18 protein-coding genes are annotated in these 19,579 nt (G+C 28.8%); 9 read left to right on the forward strand and 9 right to left on the reverse strand.

What is annotated here, in order from left to right; translation table 11 throughout:
* Positions 1–203 precede the first annotated feature (203 nt).
* The 3 genes from CDSE_RS02320 to CDSE_RS02330 all read left to right on the forward strand — a co-directional run bounded on the left by CDSE_RS02320 (position 204) and on the right by CDSE_RS02330 (position 4,293).
* A complete protein-coding gene (locus CDSE_RS02320; RefSeq protein WP_015396401.1) occupies positions 204–2,489 on the forward strand; it encodes an NADP-dependent malic enzyme in 2,286 nt (761 codons plus the stop codon).
* Between the two features lie 122 nt (positions 2,490–2,611).
* A complete protein-coding gene (locus CDSE_RS02325; protein WP_015396402.1) occupies positions 2,612–3,037 on the forward strand; it encodes a CopD family protein in 426 nt (141 codons plus the stop codon).
* Positions 3,038–3,069: 32 nt separating this feature from the next.
* Complete coding sequence (locus CDSE_RS02330) at positions 3,070–4,293, forward strand: THUMP domain-containing class I SAM-dependent RNA methyltransferase (protein WP_015396403.1); 1,224 nt, start codon at positions 3,070–3,072, stop codon at positions 4,291–4,293.
* Positions 4,294–4,331: 38 nt separating this feature from the next.
* Here the strand turns inward: CDSE_RS02330 and eno are convergent, their stop codons facing one another.
* Both eno and pyrG read right to left on the reverse strand, forming a co-directional pair.
* Positions 4,332–5,618: a phosphopyruvate hydratase gene (gene eno, locus CDSE_RS02335; RefSeq protein ID WP_015396404.1), complete on the reverse strand. Its 1,287-nt coding sequence runs from the start codon at positions 5,616–5,618 to the stop codon at positions 4,332–4,334.
* Positions 5,619–5,819: 201 nt separating this feature from the next.
* On the reverse strand, positions 5,820–7,457 hold the full coding sequence (gene pyrG, locus CDSE_RS02340; RefSeq protein WP_015396405.1) for a CTP synthase: 1,638 nt from the start codon (positions 7,455–7,457) through the stop codon (positions 5,820–5,822).
* A gap of 245 nt (positions 7,458–7,702) precedes the next feature.
* Between pyrG and CDSE_RS02345 the strand changes: the two genes are divergently transcribed.
* A complete protein-coding gene (locus tag CDSE_RS02345) occupies positions 7,703–9,355 on the forward strand; it encodes an electron transfer flavoprotein-ubiquinone oxidoreductase (protein ID WP_015396406.1) in 1,653 nt (550 codons plus the stop codon).
* A 37-nt stretch (positions 9,356–9,392) separates the two neighbouring features.
* Here the strand turns inward: CDSE_RS02345 and acs are convergent, their stop codons facing one another.
* Together acs and CDSE_RS02355 are read right to left on the reverse strand one after the other, a co-directional pair.
* The gene (gene acs, locus CDSE_RS02350; RefSeq protein ID WP_015396407.1) at positions 9,393–11,375 is read right to left on the reverse strand and encodes an acetate--CoA ligase; all 1,983 of its coding nucleotides are present in this window, start codon (positions 11,373–11,375) and stop codon (positions 9,393–9,395) included.
* Between the two features lie 67 nt (positions 11,376–11,442).
* Positions 11,443–11,847 carry a GlcG/HbpS family heme-binding protein gene (locus CDSE_RS02355; protein ID WP_015396408.1) on the reverse strand — a complete coding sequence of 135 codons (405 nt, stop codon included), beginning with the start codon at positions 11,845–11,847 and terminating at the stop codon, positions 11,443–11,445.
* Positions 11,848–11,873: 26 nt separating this feature from the next.
* Between CDSE_RS02355 and CDSE_RS04010 the strand changes: the two genes are divergently transcribed.
* Positions 11,874–12,005: a hypothetical protein gene (locus CDSE_RS04010; protein ID WP_268741916.1), complete on the forward strand. Its 132-nt coding sequence runs from the start codon at positions 11,874–11,876 to the stop codon at positions 12,003–12,005.
* Positions 12,006–12,038: 33 nt separating this feature from the next.
* Positions 12,039–12,563 carry a C40 family peptidase gene (locus CDSE_RS02360; RefSeq protein WP_015396409.1) on the forward strand — a complete coding sequence of 175 codons (525 nt, stop codon included), beginning with the start codon at positions 12,039–12,041 and terminating at the stop codon, positions 12,561–12,563.
* 63 nt (positions 12,564–12,626) lie between these two features.
* On the opposite strand, the gene CDSE_RS02365 is transcribed toward CDSE_RS02360, so the two are convergent.
* A complete protein-coding gene (locus CDSE_RS02365) occupies positions 12,627–13,676 on the reverse strand; it encodes an LptF/LptG family permease (protein ID WP_015396410.1) in 1,050 nt (349 codons plus the stop codon).
* On the opposite strand from CDSE_RS02365, the gene CDSE_RS02370 reads away from it, so the two are divergent.
* The 3 genes from CDSE_RS02370 to CDSE_RS02380 all read left to right on the forward strand — a co-directional run bounded on the left by CDSE_RS02370 (position 13,677) and on the right by CDSE_RS02380 (position 16,485).
* Positions 13,677–15,239: a leucyl aminopeptidase gene (locus tag CDSE_RS02370; protein WP_015396411.1), complete on the forward strand. Its 1,563-nt coding sequence runs from the start codon at positions 13,677–13,679 to the stop codon at positions 15,237–15,239.
* Entirely contained in the window at positions 15,229–15,678 is a 450-nt protein-coding gene (locus tag CDSE_RS02375) for a DNA polymerase III subunit chi (RefSeq protein WP_015396412.1), read from the forward strand. Before CDSE_RS02370 ends, CDSE_RS02375 begins: the two co-directional genes overlap by 11 nt.
* A 96-nt stretch (positions 15,679–15,774) precedes the next feature.
* A complete protein-coding gene (locus CDSE_RS02380) occupies positions 15,775–16,485 on the forward strand; it encodes a Bax inhibitor-1 family protein (protein WP_015396413.1) in 711 nt (236 codons plus the stop codon).
* 37 nt (positions 16,486–16,522) lie between these two features.
* On the opposite strand, the gene recO is transcribed toward CDSE_RS02380, so the two are convergent.
* Genes recO through lepB form a run of 4 tightly spaced genes read right to left on the reverse strand, consistent with a single transcriptional unit; the run spans position 16,523 to position 19,579 of the window.
* Positions 16,523–17,128: a DNA repair protein RecO gene (gene recO, locus CDSE_RS02385; protein ID WP_015396414.1), complete on the reverse strand. Its 606-nt coding sequence runs from the start codon at positions 17,126–17,128 to the stop codon at positions 16,523–16,525.
* Positions 17,121–18,011: a GTPase Era gene (era, locus tag CDSE_RS02390; protein WP_015396415.1), complete on the reverse strand. Its 891-nt coding sequence runs from the start codon at positions 18,009–18,011 to the stop codon at positions 17,121–17,123. Before era ends, recO begins: the two co-directional genes overlap by 8 nt.
* A gap of 21 nt (positions 18,012–18,032) precedes the next feature.
* Positions 18,033–18,725, reverse strand: a complete 693-nt coding sequence (rnc, locus tag CDSE_RS02395; RefSeq protein ID WP_015396416.1) for a ribonuclease III — start codon at positions 18,723–18,725, stop codon at positions 18,033–18,035.
* 5 nt (positions 18,726–18,730) lie between these two features.
* A complete protein-coding gene (gene lepB, locus CDSE_RS02400) occupies positions 18,731–19,579 on the reverse strand; it encodes a signal peptidase I (RefSeq protein ID WP_015396417.1) in 849 nt (282 codons plus the stop codon).

A 19,579-nucleotide genomic window follows, 5' to 3' on the forward strand; every position in this document is an offset into this window, starting at 1 on the left:
TTTAAGACTAAATTAATACTTATTAAAAATAACTAATTTCGATAAAAAACCATGAAACAACAATAAAAAGATGACTATTGTTAATAATTATTGAAATATTCATTCATTAAGTGATATCTTAGTTTTTTTACTAATAATATTATATTACAATTAAGATTATCTTTTTAAATCCTAACAACTTACTAAATTAATCATAAAGAACCATGGACGATAATAATTTAAACCAAAGAGCTCTTGATTACCACCAATATCCTACACCAGGAAAGATTTCTGTAACACCAACTAAGGCTTTAGCAAATCAAAACGATCTATCTTTAGCTTACTCTCCTGGTGTTGCTTCTGCTTGTATGGAAATCTTTAAATCTGGTGATATCGCAGCAGACAAGTATACATCTAGATCAAATCTAGTTGGAGTTATAACAAATGGAACAGCAGTGCTTGGTCTAGGAAATATAGGACCGCTAGCATCTAAACCTGTAATGGAAGGAAAAGGATGTTTATTTAAAAAATTTGCTGGAATTGATGTTTTCGATATTGAACTTGCAGAAAATGATCCTGATAAATTAGTTGATATTATATCTGCTTTAGAGCCAACTTTAGGTGGTGTAAATCTTGAGGATATTAAAGCTCCAGAATGCTTTTATATCGAACAAAAACTTAAAGAAAAAATGAAAATTCCTGTTTTCCATGATGATCAACATGGAACAGCTATAATATCATCTGCTGCAATACTCAATGGCCTCAAAGTAGTAGGAAAAGAATTAGGAAATGTAAAAATAGCCTGTTCTGGAGCTGGAGCTGCTGCAATTTCTTGTTTAGATCTTTTAGTAAGATTAGGAGCAAAAGTAGAAAATATACATGTTGTTGATTCTCGTGGTGTAATATGGAAAGGTCGAGATGAAAACATGGAGCCAACTAAACTGAAATATGCAAAAGTAACTAACGCAAGAACTTTATCTGACGTAGTCAAAAATGCTGATGTTTTCCTAGGGTGTTCAACTGCAAAAGTTTTAACTCCTGAAATGGTTAAATCAATGGCAGATAAACCACTAATATTAGCTTTAGCAAACCCAGAACCTGAAATACTTCCTGGACTAGCTAAGGCTGCCAGACCTGACTGCATAATAGCCACAGGAAGATCTGATTACCCAAATCAAGTAAATAACGTTTTGTGTTTTCCGTTTATTTTTAGGGGTGCTTTAGATTCTGGAGCATCAAGAATTACAGAAGAAATGAAAATGGCTACTGTTAAAGCTATATCTGAACTAGCACAAGCAGAACAAAGCGATGAAGTAGCAAATGCCTATGCTGATCAAAATTTATCTTTTGGTCCAGACTATATAATTCCTAAACCATTCGATCCTAGATTAATAGTACATATAGCACCAGCAGTTGCAAAAGCAGCTGAAGAATCAGGTGTGGCTAGAAGACCAATAAAAGATCTTGAGGCTTATAAAAAGAAATTAGCAGCATATGTATATCATTCTGGCCAACTAATGCTGCCTTTATTTGAAAAAGCAAAAAAAGACATTAAAAAAGTAATTTATGCAGATGGAGAAGATGAAAAAGTTTTAAGAGCCTTACAAACAATAATAGATGAAAAACTAGCATCTCCTATTTTAATTGGAAGATCTTCTGTTATAGAAATGAGAATTAAAAAACTTGGACTTCGTATTGATATAAAGAATGATTTAGAAATAGTAAATCCAGAAGATGATGTGAGATTTAAAGACTTATGGACTAGCTATTATAAACTAAAATGTAGAAATGGTATTACCACTACAATTGCAAAGTCGATGATTAGAAAACATAATACTTTAATAGGAGCAATGCTATTAGAAAGAGGTGATGCTGATGCCCTTCTTTGTGGCATTACTAGCAACTACCATAATCAATTAGAATATATAGACGATGTTCTTGGTAGCAAAGAAGAAAAGACTACTTATGCTGCTCTTAATATACTACTATTGCCTAATCAAACTATATTTATAGCTGATACCCAAGTTAACGAAGATCCTAGCGCGCAAGAAATTGCTAATATAGCAATACAAGCAGCGAAAAAAATGGTTAATTTCGGTTTTTCTCCTAAAATAGCTTTATTATCTCACTCTAATTTTGGTAGCCATATTACTAAGTCTTCAAAGAAGATGTCTGAAGCTTTGAAAATTGTTAAGTCACTATCTCCGGAATTAGAAATAGAAGGAGAAATGCATGCTGATGCAGCATTATCAGAAAATATAAGAAATAATGTATTCCCTGATAACAATCTTAAGGGGAATGCTAATCTTCTTATTATGCCTAATTTAGACGCAGGAAATATAGCTCACAATTTACTAAAAACAACTGGTGGAAACGGAATCACCATAGGACCAATATTATTAGGAGCATCTCGCCCAGTACATATACTAACTAATACTTCTACAGTAAGACGTATTATAAATATGACGGTACTATCAGCTATTGAAGCTCAAGAAGAAGGTAAGTTATAGAACTTATCCTTTAAACAAAGAAAATACTAGCATTATACAGAAATCTAATATAATTAGATTTCTGTATATAAGGTATTTTCTTTGTTTTTTACATAGATAAACTTTGCATATAAAATATCAATATGAAAATTTTTGTAATTACTCACATGGTAATAGCCATATCGTGGTTTGCTGGTATATTTTACTTGCCACGTATATATGTAAACATAGCACAACAAAATGATACACATATAAAAAATATTCTTATAGGAATGGCTCAACGTTTACTAAATTTCATGAGAATATTATCTATAGGAACGCTTTTTTCAGGAATAGCAATATATTTATCTCACGATAAAAACATAGATGATCTTAATCATAACTGGATATATATAAAATTAATTGCAGTATTTTTATTATTTATTTATCAATCAATATGTTCTCAGATGCTCTTAAAATTTGAGAAAAACACCAATGTGAAATCTCATAATTTCTATAGAGTTTTTAACGAAATACCTCTTATATTACTCATAATAATAGTGTCCATGGTAATTCTAAAACCATTCTAATCAATGATTATATCTTAGATAAATTTTTAACTATGACAGACAATTATACTAACGAATATAATAATCAATATATTCACAAATTAGACCATAAAAAAATAGATACTGGAAATATTTTTAATGCTTTTGCCGTAGCTCCTTATGGACTAGAAGAAGAATTATTATATGAACTTCAAAGTATTGGATTCAAAAATATTATAGTAGAAAAATCTGGATGTTCATTCCAAGCAAATATGTTAGGAATACAATATGCAAACTTGCACCTAAGAATAGCATCAAGAATATTAATACAACTAAAAGAACAAGAAATCAATACAGAAAAAGATATCTTGGAATTAACATATAATATTAATTGGCAGAAATGGTTTAGCCATAAAGAATCTATAAAAATAAAAACATTTGCAATAAATAGTGATCTAACTAGTCTTCAATATTGTAATTTACTGGTAAAAGATGGAATATGTGATTACTTCAGAGATAAAGAAAATGAAAGACCTAGTGTTAATAAAATTAATCCTGATATCAGAATATACTCTTTCATAAAGAAAAAAAAATTAACTTTATACTTAGACACATCTGGAGAATCTTTATTTAAAAGAGGATGGAGACTTAATAAAGGAGAAACTCCAATAAAAGAAAATTTAGCTTCTGGAATATTATCATTATCAAAATGGGAACCAAATAAAACTTTATTAGACCCATTTTGTGGAAGTGGAACTATTCTGATAGAGGCTTATTGTATAGCTGCATCGATACCTTCAGGAATTAATAGGAAATTTGCTTTTGAGAATTTTAAGACACATGATGTTAATCAATGGAATAATTTAATAAAAGAAAGCAAAGAAAATATAAAAAACAACATTGAAACAGAAATTATTGGATGTGATATAGACAAAAACTCAATAGAATACGCAAAACAAAACTTAGTTAGATCTGGTATAGAAACTAATAAAATAAGATTTATAAATGCTAATGCATGTGATTTGAAAATCAATCATTCTAATGGATTTATAGTAACTAATCCTCCTTATGGAATAAGAACACCTAGCGATGACATATGGTCTTCATGGGCACATAATTTAAAACAAAATTACTTCAACTGGAATGTAAATATTATATCTAGTGATTTACTTTTACCTAAGAAGATGCGTCTAAAGCCTATAAGAAAAATCCCAATATTTAATGGAAAATTAGAATGCCGTCTTTTTAAATTCGAGATAGTAAAAGACAGCTATAGAAAAATAAAAAACACCGTTTGAATGTCCTTTATAGGCCGCTCTTAAACGGCCATATAAAGCTAAGAAATATTGTAGAAGGCATTCATTCCTGGATAAGACACAATACCTGATAACTCTTCGTTAATTCTCAATAATTGATTATATTTAGCTATTCTATCTGATCTTGATAGAGAACCTGTTTTAATTTGCATAGAATTAGTTGCAACTGCAATATCAGCAATAGTAGAATCTTCTGTTTCTCCAGAACGATGTGAAATAACAGAAGTATAACCAGCTCTCTTTGCCATTTCTATAGCAGCAAAAGCTTCTGTGAGAGTACCTATTTGATTTACTTTTATTAAAATAGAATTAGCTATACCTCTTTTAATACCTTCTTTTAAAATTTTAGTGTTAGTAACAAATAAATCATCACCAACTAATTGTATACGATCACCTAACTGATTAGTTAAAATCTCCCAACCATCCCAATCACTTTCAGACATACCATCTTCAATAGAAATTATTGGATATTTATCACATAAGTTACACAAGAAATCAGAAAACTCTTTAGAGTTTAAAATAGTATTATTTTCTGCAGAAAGTGTATATTTACCATCATGATAAAATTCAGAACTAGCACAATCTAAAGCTAAACAAATTTGCTTTCCTGGATCATATCCTGCTTCAGTTATGGCTTTTAGAATTAATTTAATCGCTTCCTCATGACTGCCTACATTAGGCGCAAAACCACCTTCATCTCCCACTGCTATAGACATTCCATTTTTACTAATAATGGTTTTTAGAGTGTGAAATACCTCTGCTCCCCAACGTAAAGCTTCACGAAAATTATTAGCTCCAATTGGCAAAATCATAAATTCTTGTATATCTAAATTATTATTTGCATGAGCCCCTCCATTAATAACATTCATCATTGGAACAGGCATGCTCATTGAAGCACTACCACCTAAATAACGATATAATGGTAACCCAGACTCATCAGCTGATGCATAAGCAACAGCCATACTTACAGCTAGAATAGAATTAGCCCCTAATCTACTCTTATCATCTGTTCCATCTAAATCAATCATAGTTTTATCTATAAAAGATTGTTCATAAGAATCTATACCAATTATTGCTTCAGCAATATCATTATTTATATTTTCAACTGCTTTTAAAACACCTCTACCAAAATACCTATTTGGATCACAATCTCTAAGCTCTATAGCTTCTCTAGTGCCCTTTGATGCTCCAGATGGAACAGATGCCCTACCTACAGAACCGCTTTCCAATATAACATCACATTCAACCGTAGGATTACCACGAGAATCTAGAATTTCTCTGCCAATAATATCAATAATTGCACTCATAATAACACCCTCTAACCAATATACAATTTACAAAAACAATAAAAAATTCAGAAAATAACTTCAAATTTCTAAAAACAAAATTAAACCACCAATAAAACATATTTTTGTGAATTCAAAATACACTATTTGTCAGTTTTATTAGAAATATTCTAGATTAGTAAATCTACATAATTATTTAATTTAACAACCTCATTTTATCTATCAAACAATAAATTTCTTATCTATTACAGATTTTATATAATTGATAAATAAAGGGTGACTATTACGAGGGTTAGAATTAAATTCTGGATGAAACTGAACAGCAACAAACCAGTAATGATTAGGTAACTCTATAATTTCTGCTAAATTTTCCATAGGATTATAGCCACTAAAAACCAAACCACTTTTTTCTAAAATAGGTACATATGAACTATTAATCTCATAACGATGCCTGTGACGTTCATGAGCCTCTGATCCATAAATATCATATGCTTTTGTATTGTTTTTTATTGATATATACTGAGACCCTTTTCGCATTGTTCCACCCATATCGGATGACATATGACTTACTGGAAGTCCATCTTCATTAATCCATTCTTCTACCAAGGCCACAACAGGATAGGAAGTATTTTTATCAAACTCTGTACTATTGGCATTAGAAAGACCTACCACATTACGAGCATACTCTATCACTGCCACTTGCATTCCAAGACAGATCCCTAAAAATGGGATATTATTCTCTCTAGCATATTTAACAGCTAATATTTTACCTTCTATACCTCTATTACCAAACCCACCTGGAACCAAGATAGCGTCAACACTCTTAAGAACATCTAAACCTTTTGATTCGAGATCTTCTGAATCAATATATTTAATATTTATTTTAGAATTAGTATGTATACCAGCATGAGCTAGAGCCTCTATTAAAGATTTATATGACTCTGTAAAATCCACATATTTACCAACCAAACCAAGGTTAATATTATATTTTGGATTTTCCATGGCTTTTATAAGATTACGCCAAATCTCTAAATCAGCAACTCCTGGATTTAAAGACAAAACCTTACAAATAATATTATCAACACCTTGCTCATGCAACATCAAAGGTATTCTATAAATAGAATCTACATTACGAACAGAAATGACAGAATCCATGAAAACATTAGAAAACATTGATATTTTAGATCTCTCTTCTTCTGGAATATCTCTATCAGATCTACACAAAAGTAAATCAGGATGTATGCCAATCTCACGAAGTTTCTGAACAGAGTGCTGAGTAGGTTTTGTTTTTAATTCTCCACCTGGGAAAACAGATGGTACTAATGTCAAATGGACAAAAGCAGATTGATTTTTACCTAACAACAAACTCATTTGTCGTACTGCTTCCAAGAATGGTAATGACTCTATATCTCCTACAGTACCACCTATTTCGACAATCGCAATATCAGCATTACCATCAAAACTCGACTTAACTCCAGAATATATAAACTCTTGTATCTCATTTGTAATATGTGGAATAACTTGTACAGTTTTACCTAAATAATCTCCACGGCGCTCTTTCTTTAAAACAGATTCATATATTCTACCTGTTGTAAAGTTATTTAATTTAGTCATTCTTGTAGATATGAACCTCTCATAATGACCTAAATCCAAATCAGTTTCTGCTCCATCCTCTGTTACAAATACCTCACCATGTTGAAATGGACTCATAGTACCAGGATCAACATTAATATACGGATCCAACTTAAGCATGGTGACATTTAAACCTCTAGACTCTAAAATAGCTGCTAAAGAAGCTGCCGCTATTCCTTTACCAAGTGAAGAGACTACTCCACCAGTTATAAAAACATACTTAGTCATTATATAGCCAACAAAAAACAAGTATAAAATAAGTATATTTAATGTTTTTTTAGAACACTCAATAAAAACAAAAAATACAAGAAATTAAAAACATATATTATACACTAGAGAATACTATCAATGTCCAATCATAAGAAATTAATAAAAATCATAAGTAAAAACACAATCAGAAATAAAAATATCAAAAATATATATAATAATTAAGAATATTATTCTATAAATAAGATATTTCTAGGAAATTTATAATGCATGATAAAGAAGATATTAATTACGATGTATTAATTATAGGTGGTGGACCGTCTGGAATATCAGCAGCCATTCACCTTAAACAACTATCGATAAAAAACAATATAGATATCAATATTTGTGTTATCGAAAAATCACCAGAAATAGGTCGTCATATTATATCAGGAGCAATTTTAGATATAAGAGCACTATCAGAATTAATTCCTAATTGGGAATTAGAAATTAAAGATTTACTTATTCCAGTAAAACAAGAAAATTTCTTTTATTTAACAAATAATCATGAAATAAAAATACCTAACTACCTTCTTCCTATGGGACTTACAAACAAGAATAATTACATAGTAAGATTAGGATATTTAATAAAACGACTAGCAGACAAGGCAGAATTATTAGGCGTTGACATACTGACAGGATATGTAGCAAAAACCATCCTATACAACAAAGAAAATGAAGTTTGTGGAGTATGTACTGGTGATTTTGGCATCAATAGAGACAATAATAAAAAAAGTAATTTCGAACCAGGAGTGAAAATAAATGCAACATACACAATACTAGCCGAAGGTTCTAGAGGTCATTTAGGAAAAGAAATAATTAAGAGATTTAATTTAGATATAGGAAAAAATGCACAAACTTATTCTTTGGGAATTAAAGAAATTTGGGAAATCGATAATAAAAATCACTCTCCTGGTTTAATACAACACACCATAGGATGGCCTCTAAATAGAAAAGCTAGAGGAGGAGGTTTTATATATCATTTAAACAATAATTTAATATCAGTAGGAATAATTATAGATTTAGACTATGAGAATCCATGGATATCACCATTTAATGAATTCCAGAACTACAAATTACACCCTCTAATATCAAAAACTCTTAAAAATAGTAAAAGAATATCCTATGGAGCACGTACTATTACAACAGGTGGTTTATTATCATTACCAAAAACCACTTTCCCTGGAGGTATCCTAATAGGATGTGAGGCTGGGTTTTTAAACTCATCTCGTTTAAAAGGAATTCACTCTTCAATGAAAAGTGGTATGTTATCAGCAGAATCAATCATAGAAAACATAATCTCAAGGGACAAATTACAAAATAAGAAAGAATTAAAATTTGAATATTTATTTAAAAAATCATGGTTATATAAAGAACTTTACTTATCAAGAAATTTCAAGCTATGGAATAAGAAAATAAAATTTATAGGTAATTTAGGTAATTATTTAGAACAAAAAATATTAAAAGAAAATTTTACATACAATATTAAAAATAACATAAATGACCATGATTGTTTAAAAAATGCATACTCTAGCAACTATATACAATACCCCAAACCAGATAATATATTAACTTTTGATAAAGAAACATCAATAATGCTTTCAAATATTCATCATACAAAAGACCAACCAAACCATTTAAAGCTTCATAATAAGAATATACCAATAGAAATAAATTTGAAACAATATGGTGGACCTGAATCTAGATACTGTCCAGCTGGAGTATATAAATACTGTAAAGATAAAAATGATAATTTCAATTTAATAATAGAAGCAGAAAACTGTATTCATTGTAAAACTTGTGATATAAAAGATCCGAAACAAAACATAGAATGGACTCCACCTCAAGGAGGAGAAGGCCCATTGTATAATGGAATGTAATAGCAAAAAGTAACACAAAATAATTTAAACATTATTCTCAAAAAGAAATAGAAATCTTTTCTATTGATGAAATGTTATCTACAGTAGATACATCTTGTGTTATTGATTGACCACTAGCTTTCAAACGCAATAAACGTCTAACAATTTTTCCAGAACGTGTTTTAGGTAAATTCTCTAAAAACACTATATCTTTTGGTTTGGCTATTGGACCAATTTCTTGAGAAACCCAATTTCTTAATTCTTTAGCTATTTCCAGATCTTCATGTTTCTCTGGATATTTGCCTTTTAATACAATAAATGCTACAACAGCTTCGCCTGTAGTAGCATCAGGCCTACCAACAACTGCAGCTTCAGAAACAAGTTTATGAGCTACTAAAGCAGCTTCTATTTCCATAGTACCAAGACGATGTCCGGATACATTTAAAACATCATCTATACGACCTAATATCCAAAAATAATTATCAGAATCTATTTGAGCTCCATCTCCAGCTAAGTAATAACCTTTTAACTCATCAGGGAAATAACTATTTTTAAAACGCTCAGAATCATTCCAAATATTTCTAATCATACCAGGCCAAGGTTTCTTAATTACTAAAAAACCACCCTTACCTGGTGAAACCTCATCACCTAATTCATCTACGACAGATGCCTGTATTCCTGGCAATGGAAAAGAGCAAGAACCAGGTTTTAATGGTGTTACCCCAGGTATTGGAGTTATCATATGACCACCAGTTTCTGTCTGCCACCATGTGTCAACTAAAGAACATTTATTCTTACCTACGTTAGTATAATACCACAACCAAGTTTCAGGACTAATAGGCTCACCAACAGATCCTATTATTCTTAAACTATGAAGATCAAAATTATTAGGATGAACCTCTTTATTAAGATCTGATGATTTCACTAATGATCTTATTGCGGTAGGAGCAGTATAAAAAATAGTTACCTTATGGCTATCAATCATTTCCCAGAAACGCCCAGAATTTGGATATGTTGGTATACCTTCAAATATAACTTGAGTCATTCCAAGAGATAAAGGAGCGTATGCTATATATGAATGTCCTGTAATCCAACCAACATCAGCTGTACACCAAAACACATCAGTAGGATTGGCATTAAAAGTCCAATTCATAGTCATTTTTGCCCACAACAAATAACCAGCAGAGGAATGTTGTATGCCTTTTGGTTTGCCTGTAGAGCCAGATGTATATAAAATAAAAAGAGGATGTTCAGAATTTACAAAGACAGGATCAATATACTCATCTTGATTGCTCTCTAAATCAAACATCCAAATATCACGTGACGAAAACCAATTAATATCTTTATCAGTGCGTTTGTATACAATAACATTCCTAATTTTATTAGATGTGTCTATTGAAAGAGCCTCATCAACAGCATCTTTCAGCGGTATAATTTTTCCACCACGTTTTTGATAATCAGCTGTTATAATTAAAGAAGCATCAATATCTGTAATTCTTTCTTGTAAACTTTTTGAAGAAAAACCACCAAAAACAACAGATATAATTATACCCAGTCTAGCGCATGCCTGCATAGCAATAATAACTTCTATAGACATAGGCATATAAATAATACACTTATCACCAGTTTTGTATCCTAATTTGCTAATACCATTAGCAAATTTACAAACACGCACAAATAATTCACGATAACTTATTTTCTCTATTTGCCCATCATCAGATTCAAAAATTATAGCAACCTTATTAGCATTACCATTTGTTAAATTCACATCAAGGCAATTAACAGAAACATTTAACTCGCCATCTGAAAACCACTTATAAAAAGGAGGATTGGATTCATCTAAGACTTTAGTAAATAATTTATGCCATGTTAAAAAACCTATAGCATACTTCTTCCAAAATTCTTCAGGATCAAGCTTTGATTCTAAACACAATGACTCATAGGCGTGTAAATCTTTTATAAAATAATTATTCTTTTTTATATTATAATCAGGCTGGAAAATTTTATCCCCCAACAAATAAGATTGGATATCTTTAGACATAGTAATGATCCGATTAACAGTTTTTAATTTTTTAAGATAACCTAACAACAATAAATGTAGTTAAATTTTAAATTAATGCCAAAATACCAGATCTAGCTACTTCAACATCTTCTTCTGATTTTGCTCCAGATACTCCAACAGCACCAATAACTTGTCCTTCGAATATAATTGGCAAACCACCAGCTAACATACCTTCCAAGAATGGAGCTGAAAGAAAAGCATAAAAACCAGAATTTATAATATCTTCATATATTTTTGATTCACGTTTACCTATGGCTGATGTTTTTGCTTTTGCTGGAGCAATATAAGCAGATATTGGAGGAGCTCCATCCATACGCAACAAACTTAATAAGTGACCACCATCATCTACAATTGCAATAGTCACCTTTAAAGATTTTTGAATAGCATACTCTTCTGATGCATTTAGAATTTTTTTTATATCAGTAATGTTTAAAACAGGCTTAGTATTCATACTTTTATATACTTTATGAGAATTAATTGAATATATTTATAAACAATGGAAATGATACCAGTATTGTTTCTATAAACAAAATAGATTTGATTGATGTTAAGAGATATTCATATAATAAAAATGTTTTTAAGCTATCTATAGTACAAAACACTAATTAAAAAAACAAAAAACTTTAGATATTTTATTCTGTTATGAAAAAAAATATATTATTGACAATATTTGTTCTAATAAACATTGCTTCTTGCTGTATACATGAAAAACCAACAAGTTTTAAACAAAATTTTCAACAAATAGACCTAAGACAAAAAATAAAAAAAATAAACTCAAATAACAAAAACAAAAGATCTATATTATTTGTTATGGAAGCATTGAAACAATTAAATCGACCTTACAAACATGGAGGACACTCACCACAAACAGGATTTGATTGTAGTGGTTTAATTGTTTATTGTGCTAAAAATTCTTTAAATATCTCAATACCAAGAGTGACAAAAGATATTATCAAACTAGGAAAAAATATAAATCGCAAAAAACTACAACCAGGAGATTTAATATTTTTTCAAATAAATTCAAAGAATCAAATACATGTTGGAATATATTTTATAGACGAATTATTTATTCATGCTCCTACTACTGGTAAAAAAGTAAGAATAGATAACATAAATAATCCTTATTGGAAAAAACATTACAAAACAGCAAAAAGAATTATTTATTAATAATAAATAATTTTTGCTAAAAAAGATTAGAAATCCTTATGTTTTTTCTAATAAATATATTGATTAAAAAAATAATAAATGAGGATAAATTAAAGATTCGTATATATCTAACTGTTCTTTAATAACCAAAGATTGACATAAACCTATCATATTTATATAAAACAAACCAAGTAACATAGATATTAAAATATAATTAAATTTACCATCATATTTAGTACATAAAACACCTAATGATATACCCAAAAAAGCTAAATTTAATGTTGCTATAGGAATAGAAATACGCCATATAATATAAGACCAAGAAACTCTATCTCCATTAGAAAACAATGAACTAGTAGAATATCCTTTTAATACCTTTTTATTAATAAAATTCTCATTTCTAGTTCTCACACTATTTAAATGGTCCAAATATAAAATGCATTTCTCAGAACTAAATGATTTCATGACTAAATTATTAATACTAAAATCATTTCTACTAACATGATTCATCACTATAACCTGTTCATTATCTGATGACGTCGTTAATTCTAAAGATTCTGCTGTTATAATAGTCAATTCATTATCATTTATTAAAAAATTAATAAAAACATTATTAAATGTTTTATTAATCTGATTATTACTATCAGAATAAAATGTTAATTTGTTATTATAATATGGTTCTATAAAATGACCTTTGGAAAGATTATATGAATTAAAATTACGCAAATACGAATCACGACTATTATCTATAATATTAGATGCTATTGGAGATAAGAAAAAAGAAAAAACCAACACAATTATAGATATAGGAAATGAAATCTGGAAAACCGGACTAAACCAATCTTTTAATGATAAACCACTAGAAAACCAAATAATCATCTCTAAATCTTTAAAACAACGCGCTATAGTACTCACAATAGCCATAAATAAAGAAATAGATAAAAGAACTGGTAATGATGTTATAACAGACAGTATCGATATTAGACAAACAACATTTATAGGAAAATTTCTCAAAAAAGAGTCTCCTAAAATCCTTACAACAATTATGCTAAACCAGACCATAACTAGAACAAATAAGACAAGTACAAAACGCTTATAAATTTCACTAATAATTGATTTTTGAAATATTGACATGTGAATATAAAAATAATATATGATAAATTTATTCTTATCTTAAAACTATTACGGAATCATTATGGAATTTTTTATAGAAAAAAAGAAGTTAACCTTTCTACTATAAATGTTGATGTTATAGGATTGGGAGTGTATAGCAATGGAATTCTTAGTCCTTCAACTGAAAAAATTAATAACATAAGTGGTAATTTTTTAAAAAACGTATTAAATGAATTTAAAGCTAAAACAGGAGATTCTATAGTTCTATACAATGTCCCTAATATCAAAGCAAAGAAAATTATTTTAATAGGCCTAGGCGAAACTAATGATCAAACGATTGAAACACATATAAAAGCAGAAGAATCTTTTATTTCAAGTTGTATAAAATTACAAGCCAAAGAATGTATATCTACTCTTACAGAAAACAACATAAAAAATATTGATAATCTTTTGTTAATAAAAAATGCAATAATTGCAGCCAATAATTCCTTATACAAGTATACTTTAACTCTAAAAGATCATAAAGAAATATCAAATATAAAAAAAATAATATTTACAACTCAAATACAAAATGAAAATAGTATTCAAAGAACATTGTTAGAAGCTACAGCAATATCATCTGGAATAAATCTAGCAAAAGAATTAGGAAATTTACCTAGCAATATATGCACCCCAACATATTTAGCAAATGAAGCAATCAAATTAGAAAAAGAATTTAAAAACATAAAAGTTAACGTATTAAATATAGAAGAAGTACAAAAACTAGGCATGAGATCATTTATCTCTGTATCAAAAGGATCTGATGAACCATTAAAATTTATAGAAATAGCACATACTTATAATGGTGTACAAACAGAACCAGAGCAAAAAACAATTGTAATTATTGGTAAAGGTATAACTTTTGATTCTGGAGGAATCTCTCTAAAACCTTCATCTTCTATGGAAGAAATGAAATATGATATGTGCGGAGCCGCAGCCACATTAGGAATAATGAAATCTATAGCGAAATTAAACCTAAAGCAAAAAATTATAGCTTTAATACCTGCTTGCGAAAATATGCCTAGTGGGAAAGCAAACAAACCCGGTGATGTAATAGAAAGTATGTCTGGGAAAACCATAGAAATATTAAATACAGATGCGGAAGGTAGACTTATACTATGTGATGCTTTAACTTATGCAGAAAAAGAAGACCCATATCTAGTAATAGACCTAGCCACATTAACTGGAGCCTGTGTAGTAGCTTTAGGAGATTATAGAACTGCTCTTTTCTCTAATGATGAAAAAATATCTAACCTGTTCAATATGGCCAGTGAAAAAATATTAGATTACGTTTGGAAAATGCCTTTAGATGATCATTATAAAAAACAATTAAAATCTAATTTTGCAGATATTGCTAATACAGGAGGATCATCAGCTGGTTCAATAACAGCCGCTTGTTTCTTATCAGAATTTATTGGAAAATACAAATGGGTTCATTTAGATATAGCTGGAACAGCATGGAACAAAGGAATAATTAAAGGAGCAACTGGTAGACCAGTAGCTCTAGTCAGTCAGTTTTTAATAGATCAAGAAAATGAAAGTTAGTTTTGTTTTTGGAGTAAAAGACAAATTAATAAGTGCATGCCATATAGTCCATAAGAATTTTATGACAAACAAAATAATCTTGATTATTTGTGATGATAATAATATTTCTAAGTTAGATAAATTATTATGGACTTTTAATGATGTTTCTTTCATACCACATAATATTTTAGAATATGAGAAACCAAATAAAACCCCTGTAATTCTTGCAAAGCAAAGCATACTAAGTGTAGAATATATTGACAAAGAGTTTTCTGATAAAATATCATTAGTAATAAATTTATCAAATAATTACACACCTAATTGTGACAAAATCAATCATGTGATAGAAATAGTTTCAGAAGATGAAAAAGATCGCTTAGAAGCTCGTAATAGATGGCGTTTCTATAAACAAATAGGCTATCAAGTAGCTGGGATACCATCAAAAATTTCTATTGCGTGATTTTAAATTCAGAATATAGATAAATTTATGAATTTTAGAAATTATTAGAATTAAAACTATATAAATAATATAACTACTAACTATTAGGAGTTACGTATGAATGATTACCAATACTCTAGATTTGATAACAATGATAATATCGCAATAAAAAGGAAACTATCAGTAAGAAATAAAGTATTAAGAAATACTTATTTTCTCTTAGCTATCTCTTTAATCCCAACTGTATTAGGGGCAACATTTGGAATAGTATCTGGATTAAATTATGGAATGTTATCTAATCCTGGATTATCAGCTATAATTTTTTTTATAGGATCATTTTCCCTAATGTTTTCTATAGAAAAAAATAAAAATAATAGTTTTGGCGTATTATTCTTATTATTATTCACGTTCTTTATGGGTATAATGCTATCAAGATTGCTAGGAATAATAATAGGAATGCATAATGGATCTCAAATAATATCTTTAGCTTTTGGTGGAACAGCTGCTGTTTTTGGCTTCATGAATATAATAGCCTCAACTATAAAAAGAGATTTATCTAATGTAGAAAAGTTTATGTCTATTGGATCTATTGTTTTATTATTTGCTATAGTGGCAAATATGTTTATACAAATGAGCTCACTTACATTAACTATATGTATGCTTTCCATAGTTATATTTTCTTCTTTTATGTTAATAGACATACATCGCATCATTAATAATGGCGAAACAAATTATATATCAGCAACATTAGCGTTATATTTGGACATATATAACGTATTTAGCAATCTTCTCGTTATCTTAGGTTTATTTAATAATAATAGAGATTAATTAAATTCTTAACAAGAATCCTTTAACCGGGTTCTTGTTAATATATAAAGTAACGCAAATCTTTTAAAATTTTCTTAGTATATAAAATCTTACCATATAAATTATTATCTATCCTCTTACTAAGGATTTGTCTAATAATAGGTTCTTGCTGTTTGTTTTCAAAATCTGGTTCTTGTCCATCAATTCCATAGCCTATTTCTTTAAGTAAAAACCACTCAAAACGCCTCAAAATACTAGATACAATAACATTGTTAATATTACACTTGCTTAAACCAAACAAAGCATTATCATATGCATCAAACAAATTAGCATGAGGATCCTCTTTTGGTAAGAAAGATAGTATCAATTCATTTAAATACCAAGATGGCATTAAAAATTCACTAGGCATTGATATTATTTGACTTATTTCAGCTTTAACTAAATTTTTCATTTCAGTATTACCACTCCATGTCAATACTAATGGACTAAATTTAGAAAGCACTGGACGAAGTTGAGAATATGGTCTTTTAGCTCCTTTAGCAACCATACTTAAACAACCAAAATTACGCGAAAAAACCTTAACTATTAAAGAAGTTTCTTTCCACGAAAAACTATGCAATATATAACAAATATCTTCTTTGAAGCGAGAATTCTTATTACTCATAACCTAAATTAGTTAATAAAGATCTATCATTGATCCATTTCTTTTTAACTTTTATATATACTTCTAAATAAATCTTCTTATTTAAAAAATTCTCAATGTCTTGTCTTGATTCAGTTGCAATACGTTTCATCTTTTCTCCCTTATGACCTAAGAGAATTGCTTTATGTGTATTACTTCTTACAAAAACACAAATAGATAAATAACAACTATTATTCTTTTCTTCCCATTTCTCTACAAGAGTAGTACATTCATATGGAATCTCATTACCAGTAAGTCTAAAAATTTTTTCTCTTAGAATCTCTGAAACAAAAAAAGAACTAGATCTATCTGTAAGATAGTCATCATTAAATATTTTATTTCTTATAGGCAAATAAGAAGATATTTCATTTAATAAATAATCTATTTGATTGTTCCTTAACGCACTAATAGGAACAAATGCTTTATAATTATAAATTTTCATTAAATTAGAAATAAAAGGCAATAAAGAATTTTTATCTTTTATTAAATCTATCTTATTCAGTACAAGAATTACTATTTTAGAATCAGGTATTATTTCTAATAATTTAGAATCATCTTCTATCCATTTACCAGCTTCAATAACATGCAATATTATATCTACATCAAGAAGCTCTTGAGAAACTACTCTATTCATCATTCGGTTTAAAGTACTTAGATATTTCAATTGAAACCCTGGAGTATCTATAAAAACAAACTGTCTATTCTCTTGTGTTAATACACCTTTTATTCTATGTCTAGTAGTTTGAGATTTTCTGGAAACGATAGATAACTTCTCTCCTATTAAAGAATTACTTAAGGTTGATTTACCAACATTAGGACGACCAACAATAGCAATAAACCCTGCTCGATAATTATGATTATTCATTTTTAAGAAATTTGAATGTGTTTATTTTTTTAAATTAGTAAAATCTAATTTAAAAAGTAGTTCTAAAGCCTTCTTTGCTGCTGATTGCTCAGCAGAACGTCTTGTTTCCCCAAAAGATTTGGTTTTTATATTTAAATCTGGTATACAACAATCTATTTCAAAAGTTTGGCTATGAGCAAGACCATTAGTGCGCACAATTATATACGAAGGAAGACACATGTGTTTAGATTGCAAGAATTCTTGCAATAAACTTTTAGAATCCTTTCCCATAGTACCTAAATCTAAATTATCTATTAAACTAGAATAATGGTAATCAATTATATTCTTGCAAACATCAAAACCAGAATCTTGGAAAATGGCACCAAATATTGCTTCAATACAATCTGCTAAAATAGAAGGACGGTTAGAACCACCACTTTTTATTTCACCATCTCCTAATCTTAAATATCTTGATATATCTAATTTAATAGCAATTTTTGCTAAAGAATTTTGCTGTACTAAAGAAGCTCTTAATCTAGAAAGACCTCCTTCATCTATATGAGAAAATCTTTCAAACAATATGATCGTTATCGAAGAATTTAGAATTGAATCACCGAGAAATTCTAACCTCTCATTATGATTGGCGCTATAACTACGATGAGTTAGCGCTAATTCCAATAAAGAGATATTATTAAAAGAATATTTTAAACTATTTTCTAGCTTGAAAAATGACATAATAACTAATTTAAAAAGCCTATTCTACTAATCTCGCTAAAATTCATCCATATAAAAAAAGCTTTACCAACAATATTTTTTTCTGGAACAAATCCCCAATATCTACTATCAAAGCTATTATCTCTATTATCACCCATTACAAAATAATAACCAGAAGGAACTTTACAAATTAATCCTATACCATCATTATAATATTTGAAATTATTAAAATTAGGAAAAATATAAGAAGGTTTAAAATTATTAATAACACCATTATAAAATAAAATATCATGTTCTTTATTATTAATAATTTCTTTATATAAAGTTCCTATCAACATAGAATCATAATCATAGTAAATAGATTTCTTTTCATTAACTACCTCTATATCATTTATAATTAATTTTTTATTATAGTAGGTTATAACATCACCAGGTTTCCCTATTATACGTTTTATATAATCAATTCTATATGAAACTGGATCATGGAATACTATTACATCACCTCTTTGGGGATCTTTAAATTTAATTAAGCTATAATCTATAATTGGCAACTTTAAACCATAAGTAAATTTATTTACCAATATAAAATCACCAGACTTTAGAGTTGGTAACATAGATCCGGAAGGTATTCTAAATGGCTCTAAAAAGAAAGATCTTAATAAAAAAACCAATAAAATAACTGGGAAGAAAGTAAAAGCAATATCTACTAACCATGGCCTGTTATTACTAATAACTCTTGAGTGTTTTGATAAAGATTCTGAATCTGAAACATATAATCTATCACGATTCTTACGTAGAAATATTATTTCCAACAAACATATAAATCCAGCAATTAATAATATAGAAAACAAAACAATAGAAAAATATCTACTCAT

The organism is Candidatus Kinetoplastibacterium desouzaii TCC079E, assembly GCF_000340795.1.
Lineage (GTDB): Bacteria > Pseudomonadota > Gammaproteobacteria > Burkholderiales > Burkholderiaceae_B > Kinetoplastidibacterium > Kinetoplastidibacterium desouzai.

Coding starts and splice junctions, on each gene's coding strand:
- CDSE_RS02320 (WP_015396401.1), top strand. CDS start 204: ATGGACGATAATAATTTAAACCAAAGAGCTCTTGATTACCACCAATAT.
- CDSE_RS02325 (WP_015396402.1), top strand. CDS start 2,612: ATGAAAATTTTTGTAATTACTCACATGGTAATAGCCATATCGTGGTTT.
- CDSE_RS02330 (WP_015396403.1), top strand. CDS start 3,070: ATGACAGACAATTATACTAACGAATATAATAATCAATATATTCACAAA.
- eno (WP_015396404.1), bottom strand. CDS start 5,618: ATGAGTGCAATTATTGATATTATTGGCAGAGAAATTCTAGATTCTCGT.
- pyrG (WP_015396405.1), bottom strand. CDS start 7,457: ATGACTAAGTATGTTTTTATAACTGGTGGAGTAGTCTCTTCACTTGGT.
- CDSE_RS02345 (WP_015396406.1), top strand. CDS start 7,703: ATGCATGATAAAGAAGATATTAATTACGATGTATTAATTATAGGTGGT.
- acs (WP_015396407.1), bottom strand. CDS start 11,375: ATGTCTAAAGATATCCAATCTTATTTGTTGGGGGATAAAATTTTCCAG.
- CDSE_RS02355 (WP_015396408.1), bottom strand. CDS start 11,847: ATGAATACTAAGCCTGTTTTAAACATTACTGATATAAAAAAAATTCTA.
- CDSE_RS02360 (WP_015396409.1), top strand. CDS start 12,039: ATGAAAAAAAATATATTATTGACAATATTTGTTCTAATAAACATTGCT.
- CDSE_RS02365 (WP_015396410.1), bottom strand. CDS start 13,676: ATGTCAATATTTCAAAAATCAATTATTAGTGAAATTTATAAGCGTTTT.
- CDSE_RS02375 (WP_015396412.1), top strand. CDS start 15,229: ATGAAAGTTAGTTTTGTTTTTGGAGTAAAAGACAAATTAATAAGTGCA.
- CDSE_RS02380 (WP_015396413.1), top strand. CDS start 15,775: ATGAATGATTACCAATACTCTAGATTTGATAACAATGATAATATCGCA.
- recO (WP_015396414.1), bottom strand. CDS start 17,128: ATGAGTAATAAGAATTCTCGCTTCAAAGAAGATATTTGTTATATATTG.
- era (WP_015396415.1), bottom strand. CDS start 18,011: ATGAATAATCATAATTATCGAGCAGGGTTTATTGCTATTGTTGGTCGT.
- rnc (WP_015396416.1), bottom strand. CDS start 18,725: ATGTCATTTTTCAAGCTAGAAAATAGTTTAAAATATTCTTTTAATAAT.
- lepB (WP_015396417.1), bottom strand. CDS start 19,579: ATGAGTAGATATTTTTCTATTGTTTTGTTTTCTATATTATTAATTGCT.